The sequence below is a fragment of the Bacillus sp. EB01 genome (genome assembly GCF_000613125.1).
GTDB lineage: Bacteria > Bacillota > Bacilli > Bacillales > Cytobacillaceae > Bacillus_D.
In genome coordinates this window covers 2,623,595-2,642,052 of record NZ_HG964497.1, presented here as the reverse complement: position 1 = coordinate 2,642,052, position 18,458 = coordinate 2,623,595, and the positions used below count along the sequence as shown (strand labels likewise).

Below are 18,458 nucleotides of genomic sequence, written 5' to 3'. Positions count from 1 at the left end.
GGCTGTGCTTAAATTTTTGGTGGTGGAATTCATACAAGGTAAGCTGGAATATCGTCACTTGCTAATTCAGGGTTCTCTTGCACATGGTCGATGTAACGCAAGAGGGAGTATAGATTTTTCTCAACTACCGCATAATCATGCTCGTAATGATATGCGTGAAGAAAATGCTCAATTTTCTTCGCTAAAAATTGGTCACGGGTCCGGACCATCAAAATCAGCAGATTATCCCATTGAGAGCGGTACGTATAGTAAAGCGCCCTGTCGTAATCCATTTTATTCATTTTGTTACCTCCCTGTCAGGAGTTGAAATTAGTTTGTGGAGTTCACCGATAAAGTTTCGCTGAAAATGTTGGAGATGCTTGTACAAAGGGCTTTCAAACATATGGCAGTATAATCATGCATCCCTTGGTGCAATGCATAAGAATGGGAACAAGTGAAAAACTAACGGTGTTTCTTTATGAAAAAGGGAGGCTCCGTCATTGAAAAAATGGCTTATAGCTGTTGCTGTATTTGTTTTGCTGACATTCCAGGGGCATGAAACCCAGGCGGAAAGACAGAAACCGGATTATGAAAAGTATGGAAAAATGGCTGTTCAAATCGTGGCTTTGGATTATCCGGGTGATCCTATCAAGGAATATGAATATATGGGCAGGAAAAATGTCAATGAAACAGATGTCGCTGATACGTTCCGATTCCAAGTCGAGGAAAAGGGCAAGACGTATTATGTTCAAGTTATTGTCCAGCATAATTTAACTGAAGAAAAGGCAGTCACACTAAAGGTAATACCTGAAAACCAGTAAGGTTCATTTATTTTCCCCCCTCTCCATGCATTGTGATAAGTGTTTGATTTCCAACGGAGATTAAAGTCCTTAAAGTGCAATCTTCTTTAGGGTATTTAACAAAACTCAATGGGCAGGATATGCTGTGTAAAATCGTTGTTAATGAAGACCAAAGGAATACAAAGTTGTATGCCTAGATCGACAATGAAATGATGCAGAGATTTACAAAGGATAAAGAAGATCGATAATAGCTAATATGAAAAAGGAATATAACTAAATTGGCCGCATTGTTTTTGCGGTCTTTTTCAATTCAAATTATTTAATATTTGATTAAATACCCTGTGGGGTATAGTGTAGGGGGTGTGATTCATATTTGGAGGGCTCTAATGGTTCCCAAAATTATACTCTTACTGAGTGTTTCATTGGCCTTGCATAATCGATATTTTTCAGTTTCCTCGTTTCATGTGTCAATTCCATAGCTCTGATTTTGAGTAGAATAGATGTAATACATATTAGACATTTTAATGAATCACATAAAGATCTGTTAAAGGTTAATAAACATTCCGTTTGCCTATCTAAAAAGGTATAGCACCGAAATTCCTGGTGATAAAGATTTAATATTTATTGTATCAAGTCGGCCGAACAAGGTATTTAAGGAAAAAGGGTTACCGAATAGTTGGGGTATGTAAATTTGAATCCAGATAATGTAATATTAAAGGAGAAAAAATTAAGGGTTTGTTAAGGAGGCTATGAATCATGGATTATAATGATCAAATGAAAAATCGGGTCAAACGTATTGAAGGCCAATTAAGAGGTATATTGAAAATGATGGAAGAAAATAAGGACTGCAGGGATGTTGTCACTCAATTATCCGCGACTCGTACCGCCATCGACCGTACCATTGGGGTTATTGTTAGCTCCAACTTAGTGAATTGTGTTCAGAAAGCTGATGAACAAAAAGAAAGAAGCACTGAGGAATTAATCCAGGATGCTGTAAATCTGTTGGTGAAGAGCAGATAAAAATAAAAGGGTTGAGACCCTCTTTTATTTTTCACATTATTATACCCATGGGGGTAATTAATGCTATTTTAACCTTTTAAATACACAATGGGGTATAAAACGTATGAAGGTCTTTCATCATTCCCCCGTTTTCCTCATACATTGTTGTAAGAGGAAAAGGGGGAATAGCCATGAACCTGGAAGACAGGAAGGAGCTTGAGCGCGCAATCGGTGAAATTACCGAAATTGCAAGCGGCTTTGGCCTTGATTTTTATCCGATGCGGTATGAAATCTGCCCTGCCGACATCATTTATACATTTGGTGCTTATGGGATGCCGACCCGTTTTTCACATTGGAGCTTTGGTAAGCAATTTTACAAAATGAAACTTCAATATGATCTGGGACTGAGCAAGATTTATGAACTCGTCATTAACTCCAATCCTTGTTATGCATTCCTGCTCGATAGCAATAGCTTGATCCAGAACAAACTTATTGTGGCTCATGTCCTTGCCCACTGCGATTTTTTCAAAAATAACGTTCGTTTCCAAAATACAAAACGAGATATGGTAGAAAGTATGGCTGCGACAGCAGACAGGGTGCGCAGCTATGAAATCAAGTATGGAAAAAAGGAAGTCGAAACTTTCCTGGATGCTGTCTTGGCCATTGATGAACACATAGATCCTTCACTGATGCGTCCGAAACTCTCCTGGTCAATGGAGGATGCGTTTGAGGAAGAAAGCCCGGGCCCAGCTCCATCGCCATATGATGACTTATGGAAGCTGGATGAGAAGCCGAAGCCTAAAAAGGAAAGGACGAAAAAGTTCCCGCCTCAGCCTGAAAAAGACATACTGCTATTCATTGAATCCTACAGCCGGGAGCTAGAGCCGTGGCAAAGAGATATCCTTACAATGATGAGAGAAGAAATGCTCTATTTCTGGCCGCAGCTGGAAACGAAAATCATGAACGAAGGCTGGGCGTCGTATTGGCATCAACGAATTATTAGGGAAATGGACCTGACAAGCGGGGAAGCCATTGAGTTTGCCAAACTGAATGCAGGTGTTGTCCAGCCATCGAAAACTGGGATTAATCCTTACTACCTGGGCATCAAAATTTTTGAGGATATCGAGGAACGGTACAACAACCCAACCGAGGACATGAAGCGCCGCGGTGTCAAGCCAGGGTCTGGCCGAGAGAAAATGTTTGAGGTTCGGGAGATGGATTCCGATATCTCTTTCCTGAGGAACTACTTAACCAAGGATCTGGTGATGAGAGAAGACATGTACCTGTTCCAAAAACAGGGCAAGGATTATAAGATTGTCGACAAGGAATGGGAGCATGTCCGTGACAGGCTTGTCGGCATGCGCGTCAATGGCGGTTTCCCCTATATAACAGTCAATGATGGCGATTACCTTAGAAATGGCGAACTTTACCTGAAGCACTGGTACGAAGGAATTGAGCTTGATGTGAAATACCTCGAGAAGGTACTGCCATACGTCCGCCAGTTATGGGGGAGAACGGTTCACATCGAGACGATGATCGAGGATAGGCCAATGCTGTTCAGCTATGACGGGAAAGCGGTGCACAGGAAGTATTTGTAGATAGCCAAGGAATATAAAGGAGGGGAAGGGATTAGAGGATATTAAAGTTCTTTCCTATACCTGTTAATAACTAAAAATCACAAGCAAAGACGCCAACACTGACTAGTTGGTGTCTTTTATTTTGCTTCTGAAGAGGGAAGGGGTTAGTGAACTTGGATTTCGTCACAGCCTCCTAAGATTAACTTCCAATAAAAACATACTTTTTTTCACATATGCATGCGGGAAAATTCATACTTTTATTATTGAATAAATGTAATTTGGAGGGGGAGAGTACATAATCGACATTTGATTCTATGACATGTATGTATGAATCATATAGTCCCAAGACTAAAAACTCCCGAGTACTTGCTGCAGAACCAGAGCCAAACGAACCAACCAATTACTTGTTGAGTGTACTTACAAGTTCAAGAACAGCCTAAAGGAGCAAAAAATGACGAGACAGAGTAAGGATGCATTCGTGAATGGGTTTGTGCCTCGTCATAATCATGGATCAGTTGATAATACAGGTGTTGAGGCAGGCCATGTTCATCAGTGTTTGGACGTTACTTCTCCACCGATAATGACTCAGGATGGAAGCCATATCCATGCAACAGAAGGATATGTTATTTTTGAAGATGGGCATACACATCATTACAAGGCATACTCTGGTCCTGCTATTCCAGTGGGAAATGGAATGCATGTTCATTATTATGATTTTCTATACCACTGAAGAGGACGGGCACAGACACCATGTCAGAGGCGTCGATCAGCTCGCACCGGGAAATACATAATTCTTTGTAAAAAATGGGCAAAAGGTTAAATTAAAAAATATCGGCAAGTCCGGTATCCGAATGAAGTGATATCAAAACAATCGCTGTCTCATCGGTTATGTTTTTAACAAAATGAGGTACACTCGCGTTCCAGCTAAAAGAGTCACCTTTCTCAAGAACAAAGGAGTCTTCTCCTTGTTCAGCAAGAATTTTCCCCTTTAAGACTAAATGGCATTCCTCTCCCTCATGAGCATTTGCTTCTCCCATAGAGCCACCCGGGGGAAATTCAACGATCATCATCCTCATACCGCCTTTGGTCGTCAAATGCTCAATTTTCAGGTTGTTAAAGGTGGAATGCGTTCTCTCATTTTTTCTAACCACCCGCATATGCTGTTCTTTCTCTAACAATAGGTAAGGCATCGGTACATCAAGAAAGTTGGAGATGGCCTGCAGCGTATTAATGGACGGAGATGTATTGTTGTTTTCCACATTGCTGATAAACCCCTTGGATAGTCCTGTTCCCTCACTCATTTGGGCAATAGTTATTTTTTTTCTATTCCGAATCGAACGAATTTTTGTTCCTAAATCCAAATAATTCACCTCAAAAGGTTTCATAATAAAATACTTAATTCTATATTAGCAAAAAATATATTGACAATCTACTGTACGCTTGTTATCTTATAGAAGAAATTTATTCATATTTAAAAACTTATCCCGGGCCTGGGGTTTTATTTTTGGATACTCGTTTTCAAATATGAACAATTTATTTCTATGAGGATTTTAATACTTATGCTGCATAGGGGAAAAGATAAAGACACAATTCAAGGCATTGTGAAAGGAAGGAAGCCATGAACTCTTCAATGATATATAACGTTCAACGACCTAAAGAGGTTGATCCCAATAAGTCGTACCCTGCTCTTTTTGTAATGCATGGGATTGGGTCGAATGAACAAAATATGCTGTCCCTAGTAGAGGGATTAAAAGAGAACTTTATTATTTTCAGCATTCGTGGTCATTTGGAGCAGCCGCCAGGTTTTGCCTACTTCACCATTGAAGGATACGGGAAACCCCTTAGACCTGTATTTGATGAAGCAGCAGCCAGACTTTCGGACTTTATTGATTATGCTAGCAGCCAATACCCAATTGATGAAAGCCGCCTGTATTTGCTTGGTTTTAGCCAGGGGGCAATTCTCTCAATGACTCTTGCCCTGACTCTGGGAAGCCGGATAAAGGGAATTGTGGCGTTAAATGGATATATCCCTCAATTTGTGAAGGAAGAGTATTCTGTTCAGTCTGTAAGTCAATTATCCGCGTTTATTTCTCACGGGGAACATGATCGTGTTTTTCCACTGGAATGGGGAGTTGCCAACAAAGAATACTTGGAGAATATGGGAGCAAACGTAACCTTTAAGGTTTATCCCGAGGGCCATACTGTATCCAAGGCAAATTACCACGATTATGTTAAGTGGATTCTGGAATCGATAGATTAAACATATTGAGGAGATGACCCTATGCTTCCGTCATTGTTTATAGCTCATGGTTCACCAATGCTGGCAATTGAAAATAATGAGTATACCCAGTTCCTGAAAACCCTTGGACAAGCCTTGCCGCGCCCAAAAGCAATTGTATTGTTTTCCGCCCATTGGGAGTCCAATGTGCAGGAAGTAAGCAATGTGAAAGAATATAGTACCATTTATGATTTCCGCGGATTTTCTGAAGAGCTCTACCGCATTCAGTATCCTGCAAAGGGAAACAGCGATGTTTCAGGCGAGATTGAAGCTCTGTTTCTAAGCGAAGGAATTCCTTTTCATATAGATTCGAAGCGCGGGCTTGACCATGGCGCCTGGGTGGTTCTAAGAATGCTTTACCCAAATGCAGATGTTTCTGTCATTTCAATGTCTGTCAATAGGCATCTTTCGCCCGAGGAGCAATATAAGATTGGAAAGTCTTTGGCACATTTTCGGGAGAAAGACATCCTCATCATTGCAAGCGGAGGAACAGTCCACAACCTTAGAGCGTTAAACTGGGCCAAGGACCATGGGGAACAAGATGAGTGGGCTTATGCCTTTGATCAGTGGCTTGCCAATCACATCGAGAATTGGGACCTGGAATCCTTGTTCCAATACGAAACACTTGCACCGGCGGCTAACCTAGCAGTACCGCCATATGGGAATGAACATTTTATCCCAATTTTTTATGCAATGGGAGCAGCGGACAATCATCAAACTGCAAAATTGTTACACCGCAGCTACCGTTATGGGAACTTGAGCCATAGCGTGTGGCAATTTGGATAAATAAAGAAAAAATAGTAGGGGGAAAAGAAAATGGAAAATCGAATTGAAGTAGGTACATTGATATTACGAGTAGTTCTTGGGATAAGCTTCTTTATACACGGGCTATCAAAGTTCCAGGGAGGAATCGAAAACACTGTTGGCTGGTTTGACAGCATTGGAATTCCAGGATTTGTTGCATATGCAGTCGCAACAATCGAGTTGGTTGGCGGAATTCTGTTGGTAATTGGATTGGGAACCAAGATTGTATCTGCCCTTTTATCTCTTGTACTCGTTGGTGCAATAGTCAAAGTTAAATTTGCGGTTGGGTTTTTAGGGAACGGGCAAATGGCTGGATATGAATTGGATTTGGCTTTCCTTGCAATGGCGATATTCCTTGCAATCAACGGAAGCAGTCTTCTATCGATTGATCAGATATTCTCAAGAAAGCCTGAAAAGACTGGCAATAAGGCTGCTGCATAATTAAATTTTAAAAATTGAAGTGCATTTATAATTTGCTTCTTTCATCCAAACAGGACCGCTTTTTGCGGTTCTTTTTTATTGATAAGGGTATGCTATGTTTTAGAATATTGGTTTAATAAGAGACCAGATTAAGCACCTATAACAAGGATTGCAATTAATTTTCGCATTTGAACAAGCAAATAAGTTGATTGAGAGACTGTAATAAGTTATATTTATCTCGAATTAAATATATATTAATTAATTATAATTTAATTAAAGGTATATGGATTCGAAAATACAGCAGAGAGGGATGACATACATGGAAAGATTTGAAGAGAAAGTTGTACTTATTACTGGAGCAGGATCTGGTTTAGGTCGTGCTGTTGCTTTACAGGTAGCTAAAGAGGGGGCAAAGCTATCTTTGGTTGATTTAAATGAAAAGGGGTTAGAAGAAACAAAAAGTGAGGTTAAAAGTGTAGCACCTAATGCGGAAGTTCTTCTAGTAAAGGCAAACGTGGCTAACGAAGAGGAAGTAAAAAACTATGTAGACAAAACAGTACAAACATTTGGTACTATTGATGGTTTCTTCAATAATGCCGGGATTGAGGGAAAACAAAATCTAACAGAAGATTTCGGGTCTGATGAATTCCGTAAAGTTGTTGAAATTAACTTGAATGGCGTATTTTATGGGTTGAAATATGTTCTTAAAGTGATGAAAGAAAATGGGAGTGGCCACATTGTCAATACTGCTTCAGTTGGTGGTATTCGAGGTGTTGGCAACCAATCAGGTTATGCGGCAAGTAAGCATGGTGTAGTAGGATTAACCCGTAACTCTGCAATTGAATACGGTCAATACGGTATTACAATTAATGCAATAGCACCAGGGGCAATTATGACACCTATGGTTGAAGGGTCATTAAAACAAATTGGCGGTGAAGAAGGCTGGGAAGAAGTAGGGAAATCGTTTGTTGAGCCAAACCCAATGAAACGTTTTGGTAAACCGGAGGAAGTAGGTTACCTAACTGCCTTTCTTTTGTCTGATCAAGCAGGATTTGTTAATGCGGCTGTTGTGCCAATTGATGGTGGGCAATCTTTTAAATATTAGGCAGTTATCAAAAAACCAATTACTAAAAGGTTTTAAAGATAGTTTTTATTTACAGGTATAATAGAAAGAGACTGGAGTAAGGTTGGTATAAATCAACTTACGGCAGTCTCTTTTTCTATTCCAACTAATATTACTCACCTACGGAGGATAGTTGGAAGTGACAGTTATTTTTAGTAGTGATACTTAAGCCTCAGGATAGGGGATTCACTGGTTCCAGTTGTTTCATGTACTCCAAAAAAACAATTAATTTATCCGAATTAAGCCAATCACTTGGGAATTTTATTTAAACAAGAATAGTATGTTTTTACTAAGATGAAAATGGTAGTTTCGAGACTCCTCGGATATTCCTAAGTAGTTTGTATGTAGGCCTGGAGTGTCAATCAGTAGGAAGATTTAACGCCTATAAAAATTCAACTTAAAAGATTGACTTTATTTCCAATAAGTCATATAATTATCTCGAATTAAAGATATATTTAATTGAGATATATGAATTTCTAAGGAGTGTGGTAATACATGGTGAATTTATATACTTCTACAAGTTGTACTTCCTGCCGTAGAGCAAAAGCGTGGCTGGAGGAGCATCATATTGATTATGTTGAGCGAAATATTACCAAGGAACCGCTGAGTATAGAAGAAATAAGAGAAATCCTTCGCCTAACTGAAGAAGGAACTGATGAAATTATATCGATAAAATCTGAAGCATTCAGGAAGCTTGACATAGATGTGGAATCCCTTAAACTGCATGAGTTATATAAAATTATAGAGGAAAACCCATCTGTGTTAAGACGGCCAATTATCAAGGATGAAAAAAGATTGAATGTAGGCTTTAACGAAGAAGAAATACGCAGATTCCTGCCTCGAAAGCTCAAGACCTTCATTTATGATGACCCTAAGCCAACGGAAGATCATGTGCATAGAAACTATTAATAGGATAGGTTGTGAGTGAAGTGGAAAGAAGATATCCAAATCAACCGTTTATTGTTTTGATGAAAACTGCAAAAGGAATTCAAGAGAAAGTAAGAGAAGAAATGCTGAAGAGCAAATTAACTGTAACAGAGTTTTCAGTGTTGGAAGTCCTTTACCAAAAAGGTACATTGACAATCCAGCAAATTTGCCAGAATGTCTTAATTTCAAGCGGCTCGATGACGTATGTGATAGACAAATTAGAAAAGCGGGACCTGTTAAAAAGAAGTGATTGCCCTAATGACCGCAGGGCGATACATGTTTCATTAACTGATGATGGGCTTAACCTGATGGATACGATCATGCCGAAGTATCTGGAAATGGTTGATGACCTGTGTGGAGTTTTGACTCCTGAAGAGGCAGAGACATTCTTAAAACTTTTAAAGAAAGTTAATGCCAAAATTGAATAATATGTTTTTGGAAAATATCTTGAATTCTAGAATCTTTAAAATAGTAAAAAGGAGTGCTTTAAGTGAGTAAGAAAACAATGGGTATACACCATATAACTGCGATTGTAGGCCATCCACAAGAAAACGCGGATTTTTATGCAGGGGTTTTAGGATTGCGGTTAGTTAAAAAAACTGTGAATTTTGATGATCCAGGTACTTATCATCTGTATTTTGGCAATGAAGGTGGAAAACCAGGAACAATCATTACGTTTTTTCCATGGGTCGGTGCATCTCAAGGAAAGATAGGAGATGGGCAGGTAAGCATCACATCCTATGTCGTTCCTAAGGGAGCCCTTGAGTTTTGGGAGGAAAGGCTGGAAAAGTTTAATATACCGTTTATAAAAATGGTTCGCTTTGGGGAGTTATCTTTGGAATTTGATGACCCGCATGGGTTGCGTCTCGCATTAGTTGAAAGAGAAGAAGGAGAGGTTAACACCTGGTCGGTTGAAAATATAACGCCTGAAGTTGCCATTAAAGGATTTGGAGGAGCAACCTTACTCTCGGCTCAGCCAAAAAAGACAGCTGAGCTGCTGGAAACGGTAATGGGATTAGAACGAATTGCCGAGGAAAGCGATATGGTCCGTTTCCGTTCTACTGCAGATATTGGGAACATCATTGATTTGAAATTAACCCCTGTTGGCCGCGGCCAAATGGGAGTAGGAACCGTCCACCACATTGCTTGGCGGGCTATTGATGACCGGGATCAGCTTGAATGGCAGGATTATGTAGAAGGCCACGGGTTTAGGGTCACAGAAGTTCGGGACCGTAATTACTTTAACGCGATTTATTTTAGGGAGCATGGAAAAATACTTTTTGAAATTGCAACTGACCCTCCAGGATTTGCTCATGACGAATCTTATGAGACGATGGGGCAGCAATTGATGCTTCCAGAACAGTATGAGCCATATCGGGATAAAATAGAAAGGTCTGTCATTCCTATCGAAATAAGAAATTTAGACAAAGAATCTAGTTCACTCGTCCTTGCTAATAATAAATAGTACTAAATTTAACTTGGAGGGGAGCAGTTATGCAAAAAACAGCTGGTATTCATCATATTACCGCAATGGTGAATGATGCACAAAGAACGATTGATTTTTACTCTGGCGTACTTGGATTGAGGCTAATAAAAAAGACAATCAATTTCGACCGCCCGGAAGTGTATCATTTATACTTTGGAAATGAATCGGGTGCACCGGGAACTGTTATCACCTTCTTTCCGTGGGAAAAACAGTTGAAGGGCCGTATTGGTACTGGTCAGGTAGGCTCAACAAGTTATATCATCCCAAAAGATTCACTATCCTTTTGGGAAGCTCGCATCAAGAAATTCAGGATAAAGACATATACGTCTATTCGATTTGGTGAAAAATATTTAAGCTTTCAGGATCCTGATGGCCTTGAAATTGAATTAGTAGAAAGAACCGAAGGACCAGTTAATAATTGGAGTTTTGGCGAAATTCGTCCTGACGTTGCTATTAAAGGATTTGGCGGCGCTACATTGATTTCGGCACAGCCAAATAAAACGGCTGATGTACTTGAACATGTCCTTGGACTTCAATTAATTGGCCAAGAGGATTCATTCCTTCGGTTTAAGGCTGATGCCGACATTGGCAATACAATTGATATAAAGCTTACTCCATCAGTTCGAGGGCTGATGGGTGCCGGGACTGTACACCATATAGCCTGGAGAGCAAGTGATGAAGAAGACCATAACCGATGGAGGTCACTTCTTGAGGATATGGGATACAATCCAACAGAAATTAGGGACCGCAATTACTTTAAAGCTATCTATTTCCATGAAGGAGGCGGGATTCTTTTTGAAATAGCTACCGACCAGCCTGGTTTTACGGTCGATGAACCAAATGATGAACTTGGAAGAAAATTGATGCTTCCAACATGGTTTGAATCAAAGCGGCAAGAGCTGAAAGAAATTCTGCCGTCTGTGGAGATGCGTATTCTGGAGGAAGATAAAAAATGAGGCGCATTTTTCCATGTAGATAAAAACCAAATAAACCACCGGTACTATTACTTCAGGATAGAGATGTAAACTATGTGGAATAATAAGGAGAGTTTATTTTAGTTGACTTTAATGCTATTTTAATATATTTTTAAATCGAGATATATAATACAAATATATCTTAATTACTTATAAAAGAGGAGACAAAAAATAAATGAACGTATTAGTAGTTAAAGCAAATAACAGACCGGCTTCTGAAGCTGTATCAAGCAAGATGTATGAGACTTTCATCGAAAATCTTGAAGGTGTTAATGTAACAACTTTTGATGTTTTTGCTGAAGATATGCCGTACTTTGGACAGGATCTTTTCAATGCATTTGGCAAGCTTCAATCTGGCGAAGAACTTACAGATGTTGAAAAACGAATTTTGGCAGCAAAACAAAAAGCAAAGGATGCTTTAACAGCAGCAGATGTCGTTGTATTTGCGTTCCCACTATGGAACATGACAATCCCTGCAAAGCTTCAATCATTTATTGATTATGTATATGAGGCAGGTTTTACTTTCAAATATGACGAAAACGGCCAGGCAGTCCAGCTTATGACTGATAAAAAAGCAATCATTCTTAGCGCTCGTGGTGGTATCTATTCCGAAGGCCCAGCAGCTGGAATGGAAATGGCGGTTAACTATATTAAGAATATTGCCGGCGGCGTATTCGGTATGCAAATCATTGATGAGGTTGTCATTGAAGGACATGCTTCTGCACCTGACCAAGCTGATAAAATCATTGCTGAAGGAATGGAAAAAGTTAAAGAAGCTGCAAAAAAATTATCTGCAGTAGCAGTTTAATAATATAAGAGATTTTCTAAGAGCTAACCGGAACCTGCTTCCAGTTAGCTCTTTTTATAATGGTGACAACTATTGCTTTATTTATTCGGAATTTAAGGAAAAACCATCTACCCTTTGTAAAAAATTCCTATATAATAATATTTAGAAAATAGGATGGGGGAAACATTCGATGGCTAATGAACAAGAGGTGCTATTAGATAAAGAAAAACAAGTTGTCACCAAAAGGAAAGCAGAACGGAGAGAAGGGGAACCAACTTCAGCTTTCGTAGGTGCTTCCTGGGCCGCATTGTTAGTGGGTGTAACGGCTTATCTCATAGGGCTATATAACGCAGGGATGCAACTGAACGAGAAAGGTTATTACTTTGCAGTTTTGGTATTTGGTCTTTACTCTGCCGTTTCCTTGCAAAAGGCTGTAAGGGATAAAGAAGAGGGAATACCTGTCACAAATATATATTATGGGATTAGCTGGTTCGCAGTTATTGTGGCTATTTCTTTAATGGCCATCGGTTTATACAATGCGGGAAGTATTGTTTTAAGCGAAAAGGGATTTTACGGTATGGCGTATGTGCTTAGTCTATTTGCAGCCATCACGGTACAAAAGAATATTAGGGATACACATAGGGCAAGAGAAAGAGAATAATTAAGCATGTTTAATCTTTAGGAGAGTACGGCTACTAAAAAAAAGGCAGCGTCAGCTGCCTTTTTTTTTAGTGCTTCAGTATTACGAATTCTCATTAATATCGTTCAGCTTATCGAGCAGGTTTTTGGCATCCACAAGGTGGTTGTTGAAAATTTGCCGGGCAACTGCCAGAAGGTCAACAATCAAAGGATCGCGGAGTGAATAAATGACCCGGTTGCCGTCCTTTGTCCCAGTGACGATATTTTTAGCCCGGAGGATCATCAACTGCTGGGAAATAGCTGATCCTTCTGTGCCGGAAAGGCTTTGGAGCTCATTAACGCTTTTGTCCCCGTCTGCAAGAAGTTCAAGGACCCTTATTCTGAGTGGGTGGGCTAGTGCTTTGAAGAAATCTGCCTTAAATTGCTGCATTTCAAGATTCAACTAATAACCTCCTAACAACAGAGCTATGTTGCGGCGATTTGCCTTTTGCTCCCTACTGGTTCCTTTATACTTGATAGAGATGCACATTCTCTAAAGGCTAGATGCCTGCACCCAAGACAAGCATTCTTGTTCAGGTGCGACATTGCATATTCAATTGCATCCCCAGTATGTTCGAAAAAGTGTTCCTTACCTATCACATCATAAAGTCCGGTTTTAATCAACAATTCCTTTGGCTCTTGCCTGATTCCGCTAATAAGGACAATACCATGATTGGAAAAGTCCTTCACGATGCTCGCTAGATGAGCTTCACCAGTAGTATCCATATAAGGTACTTTTCCCAGCCTTAAGAGCAGTACCTTTGGTCTTAAATTGATGGTATTCAGAATGGTTTGTTCGAATGTCTGGGCTGCGCCAAAGAAAAGAGGGCCTTCAACGCTGAAAATACTTATTTGCGGACAATCATGCGAATTCGTAACAACCTGGCTGTCTACTTTATGATGTTTATGGTTTGGATCGGGAAGGACCTTTGCGGTGACAAGGGCTTCGCTCATTTGTTTAATAAAAGCAATAACCGCAAGTACAAGACCGACCTCTACGGCGACAGTCAAATTAACAAACACTGTTAAAAAAAATGTTACTAGCAGAATTAGAGAATCCTGGGTTTTTGTTTTTACTATATGTTGGAATACATGTCTTTCACTCATATTCCAGGCAACGACCATCAGAATCGGCGCCATGCTTGCCAACGGGATTTTTGAGGCAAAAGGTGCAAACAGAACCAGGACGAGCAATACTACAAATCCATGGATAATTCCTGATAGTGGTGAAACAGCACCGCTTTTAATATTGGTAGCTGTACGAGCAAGTGCACCAGTCGCTGGAATTCCCCCGAAAAACGGTGTAATCATGTTGGCAATACCCTGACCCATCAACTCCCGGTTGCTATTATGCCTGGTCCCCGACATGCCATCTGCCACAACCGCTGACAACAGTGATTCAATTGCTCCAAGGATCGCAATAATGAATGCTGGTTTGATAAGGTATTGAATTTTTTCCATGCTGATTTCAGGCAAGTGAAACTCCGGAAGGGAATTCGGTATTTCGCCGTATGTCGAACCGATTGTCGCAACCTGGCCAGGAAAGAAAAATGTAGCGGCCAGTGTCGATACAATTAACCCAATCAGCGGGCCGGGAATCTTCGGAAAAAGTTTCGGTGTGAGCAGCACAGCGCCAAGGCAGATCGCTGCTGTCAATATGCTTAAAAAACTCAATGTCTCGATATGGATAAAGATTTCTTTAATATTGCTAAAGAAGTATTCATGCTTTTCCACACTGCTCAAGCCAAGGAAATTCGGAATTTGGCCAGTGAAAATTATAACCGCAATCCCTGCTGTAAATCCGATAGTAACTGGCTTAGGAATAAATTTAATTAACGAACCGAGTTTGAGGGCACCCATCAGGAAAAGCATGATTCCAGCCATAAAGCCGGCAATTAGCAGGTTCTCGAAACCATAGACGGAGACAATTCCAAACAAAATCGGAATGAAAGCACCGGTCGGACCGCCAATTTGAAACTTGGAGCCGCCAAGAAGTGAGATAAGAATACCGGCAATGATTGTGGTGTAAATTCCGTATTCCGGCTTTACGCCAGAGGCGATTGCGAATGCCATTCCAAGAGGTATGGCGATTACACCAACTACAATTCCGGAAATAAGATCCTTCCGGAATGACTGAAGGGAGTAGTCTTTATATCTCCCTGTAAAAAATAGCTCCTGCCGACGCACATTAACACTCCTCATTTGAATATTTATATATTTGATTTTTTGAATATAATATAATGAATTTACTCCCGCCAGTTCAAAAAGTCAATACACTACTTTAAAATCATCGCGGAAAAGTTTTAGAGGGATAATAGAATGCTTAAGTCGTATTGGCAACATTTCAGGTTGAGGAGACATGCGAAACGTGCCCAATAAGTCGTATTGGCAACATTTCAGGTTTTGGAGACATACAAAATGTGTCCAATGAGCCGTATTGGCATCATTTCGAGTTGCGAAGGCATGAGAAACATGCCCAATGACAAAAGAAAGGTAAATTGGTCAGCCGTCAAATTCAAAACCGAAAGCGTCCTGATGCTATGAAAAAAGAAGTTAACAAATCTGTTAACTTCTTCTCTAGTTTGGTTCCACGTGAACATGGACATCGTAAACACCATGCTCCTCCATCATAATTTTCTCAACGTGTGTGGCAATATCATGAGCTGCTCTTATATCAAGCGTTGAGTTGACTAGGATGACGCAATCAATGACTTCATTATTTCCATAGTTTCTTCCCTTAATTTCCTTTATGCCTTTGACACCATCCACTTTTAAAATGACATCTTTATATAGTTGGATTTTCTCTTCATCAAATCCATCCGAAAGTTCGTGGGAAGCCTCCTTGAAAATGTCCCAGGCGGTTTTGCAAATCAATAAACCAACGATAAAAGCAGTCACTGTGTCAAGCCATGGCATGTTCAATTGGGAACCGAATATTCCAATCGCGGTTCCAATACTAACCCAGGCATCGGAACGATTATCCTTGGCAGCAGCCATTACAGATTTGCTTTGGATTTTGTTTGCTAGCCTTTTGTTATAAAGGTAGACAAGGTACATGGCAAATGCAGAGAAAAGACCTGTATAGGCGGCAATCATGTCTGGCGCCTGCTTGCCTTCCTGAAAGATTGATCCAAGAGCATCCGCTAACACCTGTATGCCAACGGCAATCATCACAAATGAAGCGACCATGGAGGCAATCGTTTCACTTTTCCAATGCCCGTATCCATGGTCCTTGTCGGGAGGTCGCTGGGAAATCTTTAAACCAATGAGAACCGCAACAGAGGCGATAATATCGGTTGTATTATTTAGTCCATCTGCCTTTAAAGCGGCTGAATCACTTATATATCCCACTGTAAGCTTTAAAGCAGAAAGGAGTATGTAGGCTACGATGCTCAATAGGGCCCCGCGTTCGCCTAGCTTAAGATTTTGGTATTTTTGCTCATCCATATGTAATTGAACCCTCCCTAAAAACCAACCTTTACTACAATACCATCTGATAATCGGGTGGGTCTAGGGCAACCTTTTTGCGGTTGAGGAACTCTATAAGTGACGAGAAAGAAATTTTCCTGAGGGAAACAATTGAGCTGCCAGGAGTACATAAAGTTATGATAATTTCCTGATGGGTATATTAATAGAAAAGGTACTAGTGAGGTGTTTTAAATGAACATCACTGATAAGGCCAGTGATTTCCTTAGGGAAGTTATAACCAATGAAGGTGCAACGGGGATCAGGATTTACTTTGCAGGCCTTGGTTGAGGCGGCCCGCGGTTTGGACTGGCTCTGGATGAGCCAGAATTAGAAGACAATATTACTGCAATTAATGGCATTAGAGTAGCAATTGATTCCTCAATCGAGAGCTACACCACAAGGGTAACAATCGATTATGATCAAAATGGAAGAAGGTTTATCCTTTTAGGCAATCAAGGAAGTTGTTGAAACTGATAAAAATCCCTTCTCGCCCGTCGAGAAGGGATTTTTACTTCTGAGTATATTCCTTAAAATAAATAACTAACTTGTTTGACAATCAAACGTGTATTTGAATATCATATAATCAAACGTATATTTGAATGAGGTGGCCGGATGAAGGAACATGATGTTTGTGAAGTGACTTGTGTCGATGAGCCAAAGGTTAGCCGTGTGAAGAACGCCCTGGAACAAAAAAGTTCTGGCGATGTGGCAAAAATATTCAAAGCGTTATCAGATGAAAATAGAGTGAAAATTACCTATGCACTAGCCTCAGAAGATGAGCTTTGCGTATGCGATGTAGCCAACATTGTCGGTTCCTCGGTCGCAACAGCTTCCCATCATTTGCGCACCCTGAAAAATTTAGGCATAGCGAAATACCGGAAAGAAGGGAAAATGGTTTATTACTCCCTTGATGATGAGCATGTGAAGCAGCTGGTGGAGATAGCCTTTGCCCACCAGGAGGAGGTGGCCAGCCGTGTCTGAACCGCAGAAACAAGTATACCGGATTGAAGGACTTTCCTGAGCAAGCTGTGCCGCAAAGTTCGAGAAGAACGTTAAACACCTGGATGGTGTTTCAGAAGCAGCAGTTAATTTTGGCGCCTCCAAGCTTACTGTTTATGGGGAGGCGACAATTCAGGAATTGGAACGTGCAGGAGCGTTTGAAAATCTTCAAGTCATACCTGAAAAAGCTAAACGGGAACCTGAAGAAAAACTCTCATCTTGGATAAAATACCGGCGAGTCTTGCTATCCTTGCTAATTATTGCCGGAGGATATGTTTCGCTATTTCTAAGTGGTGAGGAATCACCCGTAACGATTGCTCTTTTTGCTATAGCGATTTTGATAGGCGGTTATCCGTTGTTCAGGACAGGGTTTAAAAACCTGGCAAGGCTTGAATTTGATATGAGAACTCTCATGACAATCGCGATTATTGGCGCGGCATTGATAGGTGAATGGAGCGAAGGGGCAATTGTCGTCATCCTGTTTGCCATTAGTGAGGAGCTCGAGAAATACTCGATGGATAAAGCACGTGCTTCAATCAGGTCACTAATGGATATTGCCCCAAAAGAAGCATTGGTTCGTCGGAATGGCACCGATAGGCTGATTGAGGTAGAAGAGATCAGAATTGGCGACATTATGATTGTCAAACCGGGACAAAAGCTGGCAATGGATGGAATAGTAGTCAAAGGCCATTCATCCATTAATCAGGCCGCCATCACTGGAGAATCTGTCCCTGTCGAAAAGAAGCGGGAGGATGAGGTTTTTGCCGGGACATTAAATGGCGAGGGCTTGCTTGAGGTAAAGGTAACGCGTCTTGTCGACGATACAACGATAGCAAAAATCATTCACCTTGTTGAAGAGGCGCAGGCAGAAAAGGCTCCCTCACAGGCGTTTGTCGATAGGTTTGCAAAATACTATACCCCGGCTATCATGCTTGTTGCGGCTCTCGTTGCTGTTGTTCCGCCGATGTTGTTTGGTGCTGATTGGAATACGTGGGTTTACCAGGGACTTTCCGTTCTTGTTGTTGGCTGTCCTTGTGCTCTTGTTATTTCAACCCCAGTTTCGATTGTAACCGCCATAGGGAATGCCGCACGGAATGGCGTATTGATTAAGGGAGGTATTCACTTGGAAGAGGCGGGGTCACTTGAAGCCATAGCCTTT

20 protein-coding genes and 1 pseudogene are annotated in these 18,458 nt (G+C 40.7%); 16 read left to right on the top strand and 5 right to left on the bottom strand.

Going from position 1 to position 18,458, the window contains the following annotated elements; translation table 11 throughout:
* Positions 1 to 29: 29 nt before the first annotated feature.
* Complete coding sequence (locus tag TY16_RS12140; RefSeq protein WP_043932191.1) at positions 30 to 281, bottom strand: YhdB family protein; 252 nt, start codon at positions 279 to 281, stop codon at positions 30 to 32.
* A gap of 198 nt (positions 282 to 479) precedes the next feature.
* Between TY16_RS12140 and TY16_RS12135 the strand changes: the two genes are divergently transcribed.
* The 4 genes and pseudogenes from TY16_RS12135 (at position 480) to TY16_RS12120 (ending at position 4,146) form a co-directional block, all read left to right on the top strand.
* A complete protein-coding gene (locus TY16_RS12135) occupies positions 480 to 800 on the top strand; it encodes a DUF3889 domain-containing protein (RefSeq protein WP_043932190.1) in 321 nt (106 codons plus the stop codon).
* Between the two features lie 735 nt (positions 801 to 1,535).
* On the top strand, positions 1,536 to 1,799 hold the full coding sequence (locus tag TY16_RS12130) for a metal-sensitive transcriptional regulator (RefSeq protein WP_043932189.1): 264 nt from the start codon (positions 1,536 to 1,538) through the stop codon (positions 1,797 to 1,799).
* 170 nt (positions 1,800 to 1,969) lie between these two features.
* Entirely contained in the window at positions 1,970 to 3,376 is a 1,407-nt protein-coding gene (locus tag TY16_RS12125; RefSeq protein ID WP_043932188.1) for a SpoVR family protein, read from the top strand.
* A gap of 430 nt (positions 3,377 to 3,806) precedes the next feature.
* A pseudogene (locus tag TY16_RS12120) lies at positions 3,807 to 4,146 on the top strand (YmaF family protein).
* 30 nt (positions 4,147 to 4,176) lie between these two features.
* Here TY16_RS12120 and TY16_RS12115 read toward each other — a convergent pair.
* Entirely contained in the window at positions 4,177 to 4,716 is a 540-nt protein-coding gene (locus TY16_RS12115) for a helix-turn-helix domain-containing protein (protein WP_081772959.1), read from the bottom strand.
* Between the two features lie 257 nt (positions 4,717 to 4,973).
* Here TY16_RS12115 and TY16_RS12110 point away from each other — a divergent pair, with 257 nt between their 5' ends.
* The 10 genes from TY16_RS12110 to yiaA all read left to right on the top strand — a co-directional run bounded on the left by TY16_RS12110 (position 4,974) and on the right by yiaA (position 12,815).
* Positions 4,974 to 5,615: an alpha/beta hydrolase gene (locus TY16_RS12110; protein WP_043932186.1), complete on the top strand. Its 642-nt coding sequence runs from the start codon at positions 4,974 to 4,976 to the stop codon at positions 5,613 to 5,615.
* 21 nt (positions 5,616 to 5,636) lie between these two features.
* A complete protein-coding gene (locus tag TY16_RS12105; RefSeq protein WP_043932185.1) occupies positions 5,637 to 6,419 on the top strand; it encodes a dioxygenase family protein in 783 nt (260 codons plus the stop codon).
* 30 nt (positions 6,420 to 6,449) lie between these two features.
* Positions 6,450 to 6,878, top strand: a complete 429-nt coding sequence (locus TY16_RS12100) for a DoxX family protein (RefSeq protein ID WP_043932184.1) — start codon at positions 6,450 to 6,452, stop codon at positions 6,876 to 6,878.
* A gap of 298 nt (positions 6,879 to 7,176) precedes the next feature.
* Entirely contained in the window at positions 7,177 to 7,962 is a 786-nt protein-coding gene (locus TY16_RS12095) for an SDR family oxidoreductase (protein ID WP_043932183.1), read from the top strand.
* Positions 7,963 to 8,475: 513 nt separating this feature from the next.
* A complete protein-coding gene (spxA, locus tag TY16_RS12090) occupies positions 8,476 to 8,889 on the top strand; it encodes a transcriptional regulator SpxA (RefSeq protein ID WP_043932182.1) in 414 nt (137 codons plus the stop codon).
* A gap of 20 nt (positions 8,890 to 8,909) precedes the next feature.
* A complete protein-coding gene (locus tag TY16_RS12085; RefSeq protein WP_231505604.1) occupies positions 8,910 to 9,335 on the top strand; it encodes a MarR family winged helix-turn-helix transcriptional regulator in 426 nt (141 codons plus the stop codon).
* A gap of 62 nt (positions 9,336 to 9,397) precedes the next feature.
* On the top strand, positions 9,398 to 10,372 hold the full coding sequence (locus TY16_RS12080; protein WP_043932181.1) for a ring-cleaving dioxygenase: 975 nt from the start codon (positions 9,398 to 9,400) through the stop codon (positions 10,370 to 10,372).
* Positions 10,373 to 10,401: 29 nt separating this feature from the next.
* Positions 10,402 to 11,349: a ring-cleaving dioxygenase gene (locus TY16_RS12075; RefSeq protein ID WP_043932180.1), complete on the top strand. Its 948-nt coding sequence runs from the start codon at positions 10,402 to 10,404 to the stop codon at positions 11,347 to 11,349.
* A gap of 193 nt (positions 11,350 to 11,542) precedes the next feature.
* Positions 11,543 to 12,175 (top strand): FMN-dependent NADH-azoreductase, encoded by a 633-nt coding sequence (locus TY16_RS12070; protein WP_043932179.1) that lies wholly within the window; start codon positions 11,543 to 11,545, stop codon positions 12,173 to 12,175.
* Positions 12,176 to 12,344: 169 nt separating this feature from the next.
* Positions 12,345 to 12,815, top strand: coding sequence for an inner membrane protein YiaA (gene yiaA / locus TY16_RS12065; RefSeq protein ID WP_043932178.1), 471 nt, complete (start codon positions 12,345 to 12,347; stop codon positions 12,813 to 12,815).
* Between the two features lie 81 nt (positions 12,816 to 12,896).
* On the opposite strand, the gene TY16_RS12060 is transcribed toward yiaA, so the two are convergent.
* From TY16_RS12060 to TY16_RS12050, 3 genes are all read right to left on the bottom strand, one after another.
* Positions 12,897 to 13,235, bottom strand: coding sequence for an ArsR/SmtB family transcription factor (locus TY16_RS12060; RefSeq protein WP_043932177.1), 339 nt, complete (start codon positions 13,233 to 13,235; stop codon positions 12,897 to 12,899).
* A 23-nt stretch (positions 13,236 to 13,258) separates the two neighbouring features.
* Positions 13,259 to 15,019 carry a SulP family inorganic anion transporter gene (locus tag TY16_RS12055; RefSeq protein ID WP_231505603.1) on the bottom strand — a complete coding sequence of 587 codons (1,761 nt, stop codon included), beginning with the start codon at positions 15,017 to 15,019 and terminating at the stop codon, positions 13,259 to 13,261.
* Positions 15,020 to 15,409: 390 nt separating this feature from the next.
* A complete protein-coding gene (locus TY16_RS12050; protein ID WP_043932175.1) occupies positions 15,410 to 16,279 on the bottom strand; it encodes a cation diffusion facilitator family transporter in 870 nt (289 codons plus the stop codon).
* 633 nt (positions 16,280 to 16,912) lie between these two features.
* On the opposite strand from TY16_RS12050, the gene TY16_RS12045 reads away from it, so the two are divergent.
* Both TY16_RS12045 and TY16_RS12040 read left to right on the top strand, forming a co-directional pair.
* A complete protein-coding gene (locus tag TY16_RS12045) occupies positions 16,913 to 17,281 on the top strand; it encodes an ArsR/SmtB family transcription factor (protein ID WP_043932174.1) in 369 nt (122 codons plus the stop codon).
* Positions 17,274 to 18,458 (top strand): heavy metal translocating P-type ATPase (locus TY16_RS12040; protein WP_155922337.1); only part of this gene is annotated, 1,185 nt, incomplete at its 3' end. The genes TY16_RS12045 and TY16_RS12040, both read left to right, overlap by 8 nt.

Excerpts from the sequence above, each read along its gene's own strand:
- TY16_RS12140 (WP_043932191.1), bottom strand. The coding sequence starts at position 281 with ATGAATAAAATGGATTACGACAGGGCGCTTTACTATACGTACCGCTCT.
- TY16_RS12130 (WP_043932189.1), top strand. The coding sequence starts at position 1,536 with ATGGATTATAATGATCAAATGAAAAATCGGGTCAAACGTATTGAAGGC.
- TY16_RS12125 (WP_043932188.1), top strand. The coding sequence starts at position 1,970 with ATGAACCTGGAAGACAGGAAGGAGCTTGAGCGCGCAATCGGTGAAATT.
- TY16_RS12110 (WP_043932186.1), top strand. The coding sequence starts at position 4,974 with ATGAACTCTTCAATGATATATAACGTTCAACGACCTAAAGAGGTTGAT.
- TY16_RS12105 (WP_043932185.1), top strand. The coding sequence starts at position 5,637 with ATGCTTCCGTCATTGTTTATAGCTCATGGTTCACCAATGCTGGCAATT.
- TY16_RS12100 (WP_043932184.1), top strand. The coding sequence starts at position 6,450 with ATGGAAAATCGAATTGAAGTAGGTACATTGATATTACGAGTAGTTCTT.
- TY16_RS12095 (WP_043932183.1), top strand. The coding sequence starts at position 7,177 with ATGGAAAGATTTGAAGAGAAAGTTGTACTTATTACTGGAGCAGGATCT.
- spxA (WP_043932182.1), top strand. The coding sequence starts at position 8,476 with ATGGTGAATTTATATACTTCTACAAGTTGTACTTCCTGCCGTAGAGCA.
- TY16_RS12075 (WP_043932180.1), top strand. The coding sequence starts at position 10,402 with ATGCAAAAAACAGCTGGTATTCATCATATTACCGCAATGGTGAATGAT.
- TY16_RS12070 (WP_043932179.1), top strand. The coding sequence starts at position 11,543 with ATGAACGTATTAGTAGTTAAAGCAAATAACAGACCGGCTTCTGAAGCT.
- yiaA (WP_043932178.1), top strand. The coding sequence starts at position 12,345 with ATGGCTAATGAACAAGAGGTGCTATTAGATAAAGAAAAACAAGTTGTC.
- TY16_RS12050 (WP_043932175.1), bottom strand. The coding sequence starts at position 16,279 with ATGGATGAGCAAAAATACCAAAATCTTAAGCTAGGCGAACGCGGGGCC.
- TY16_RS12045 (WP_043932174.1), top strand. The coding sequence starts at position 16,913 with ATGAAGGAACATGATGTTTGTGAAGTGACTTGTGTCGATGAGCCAAAG.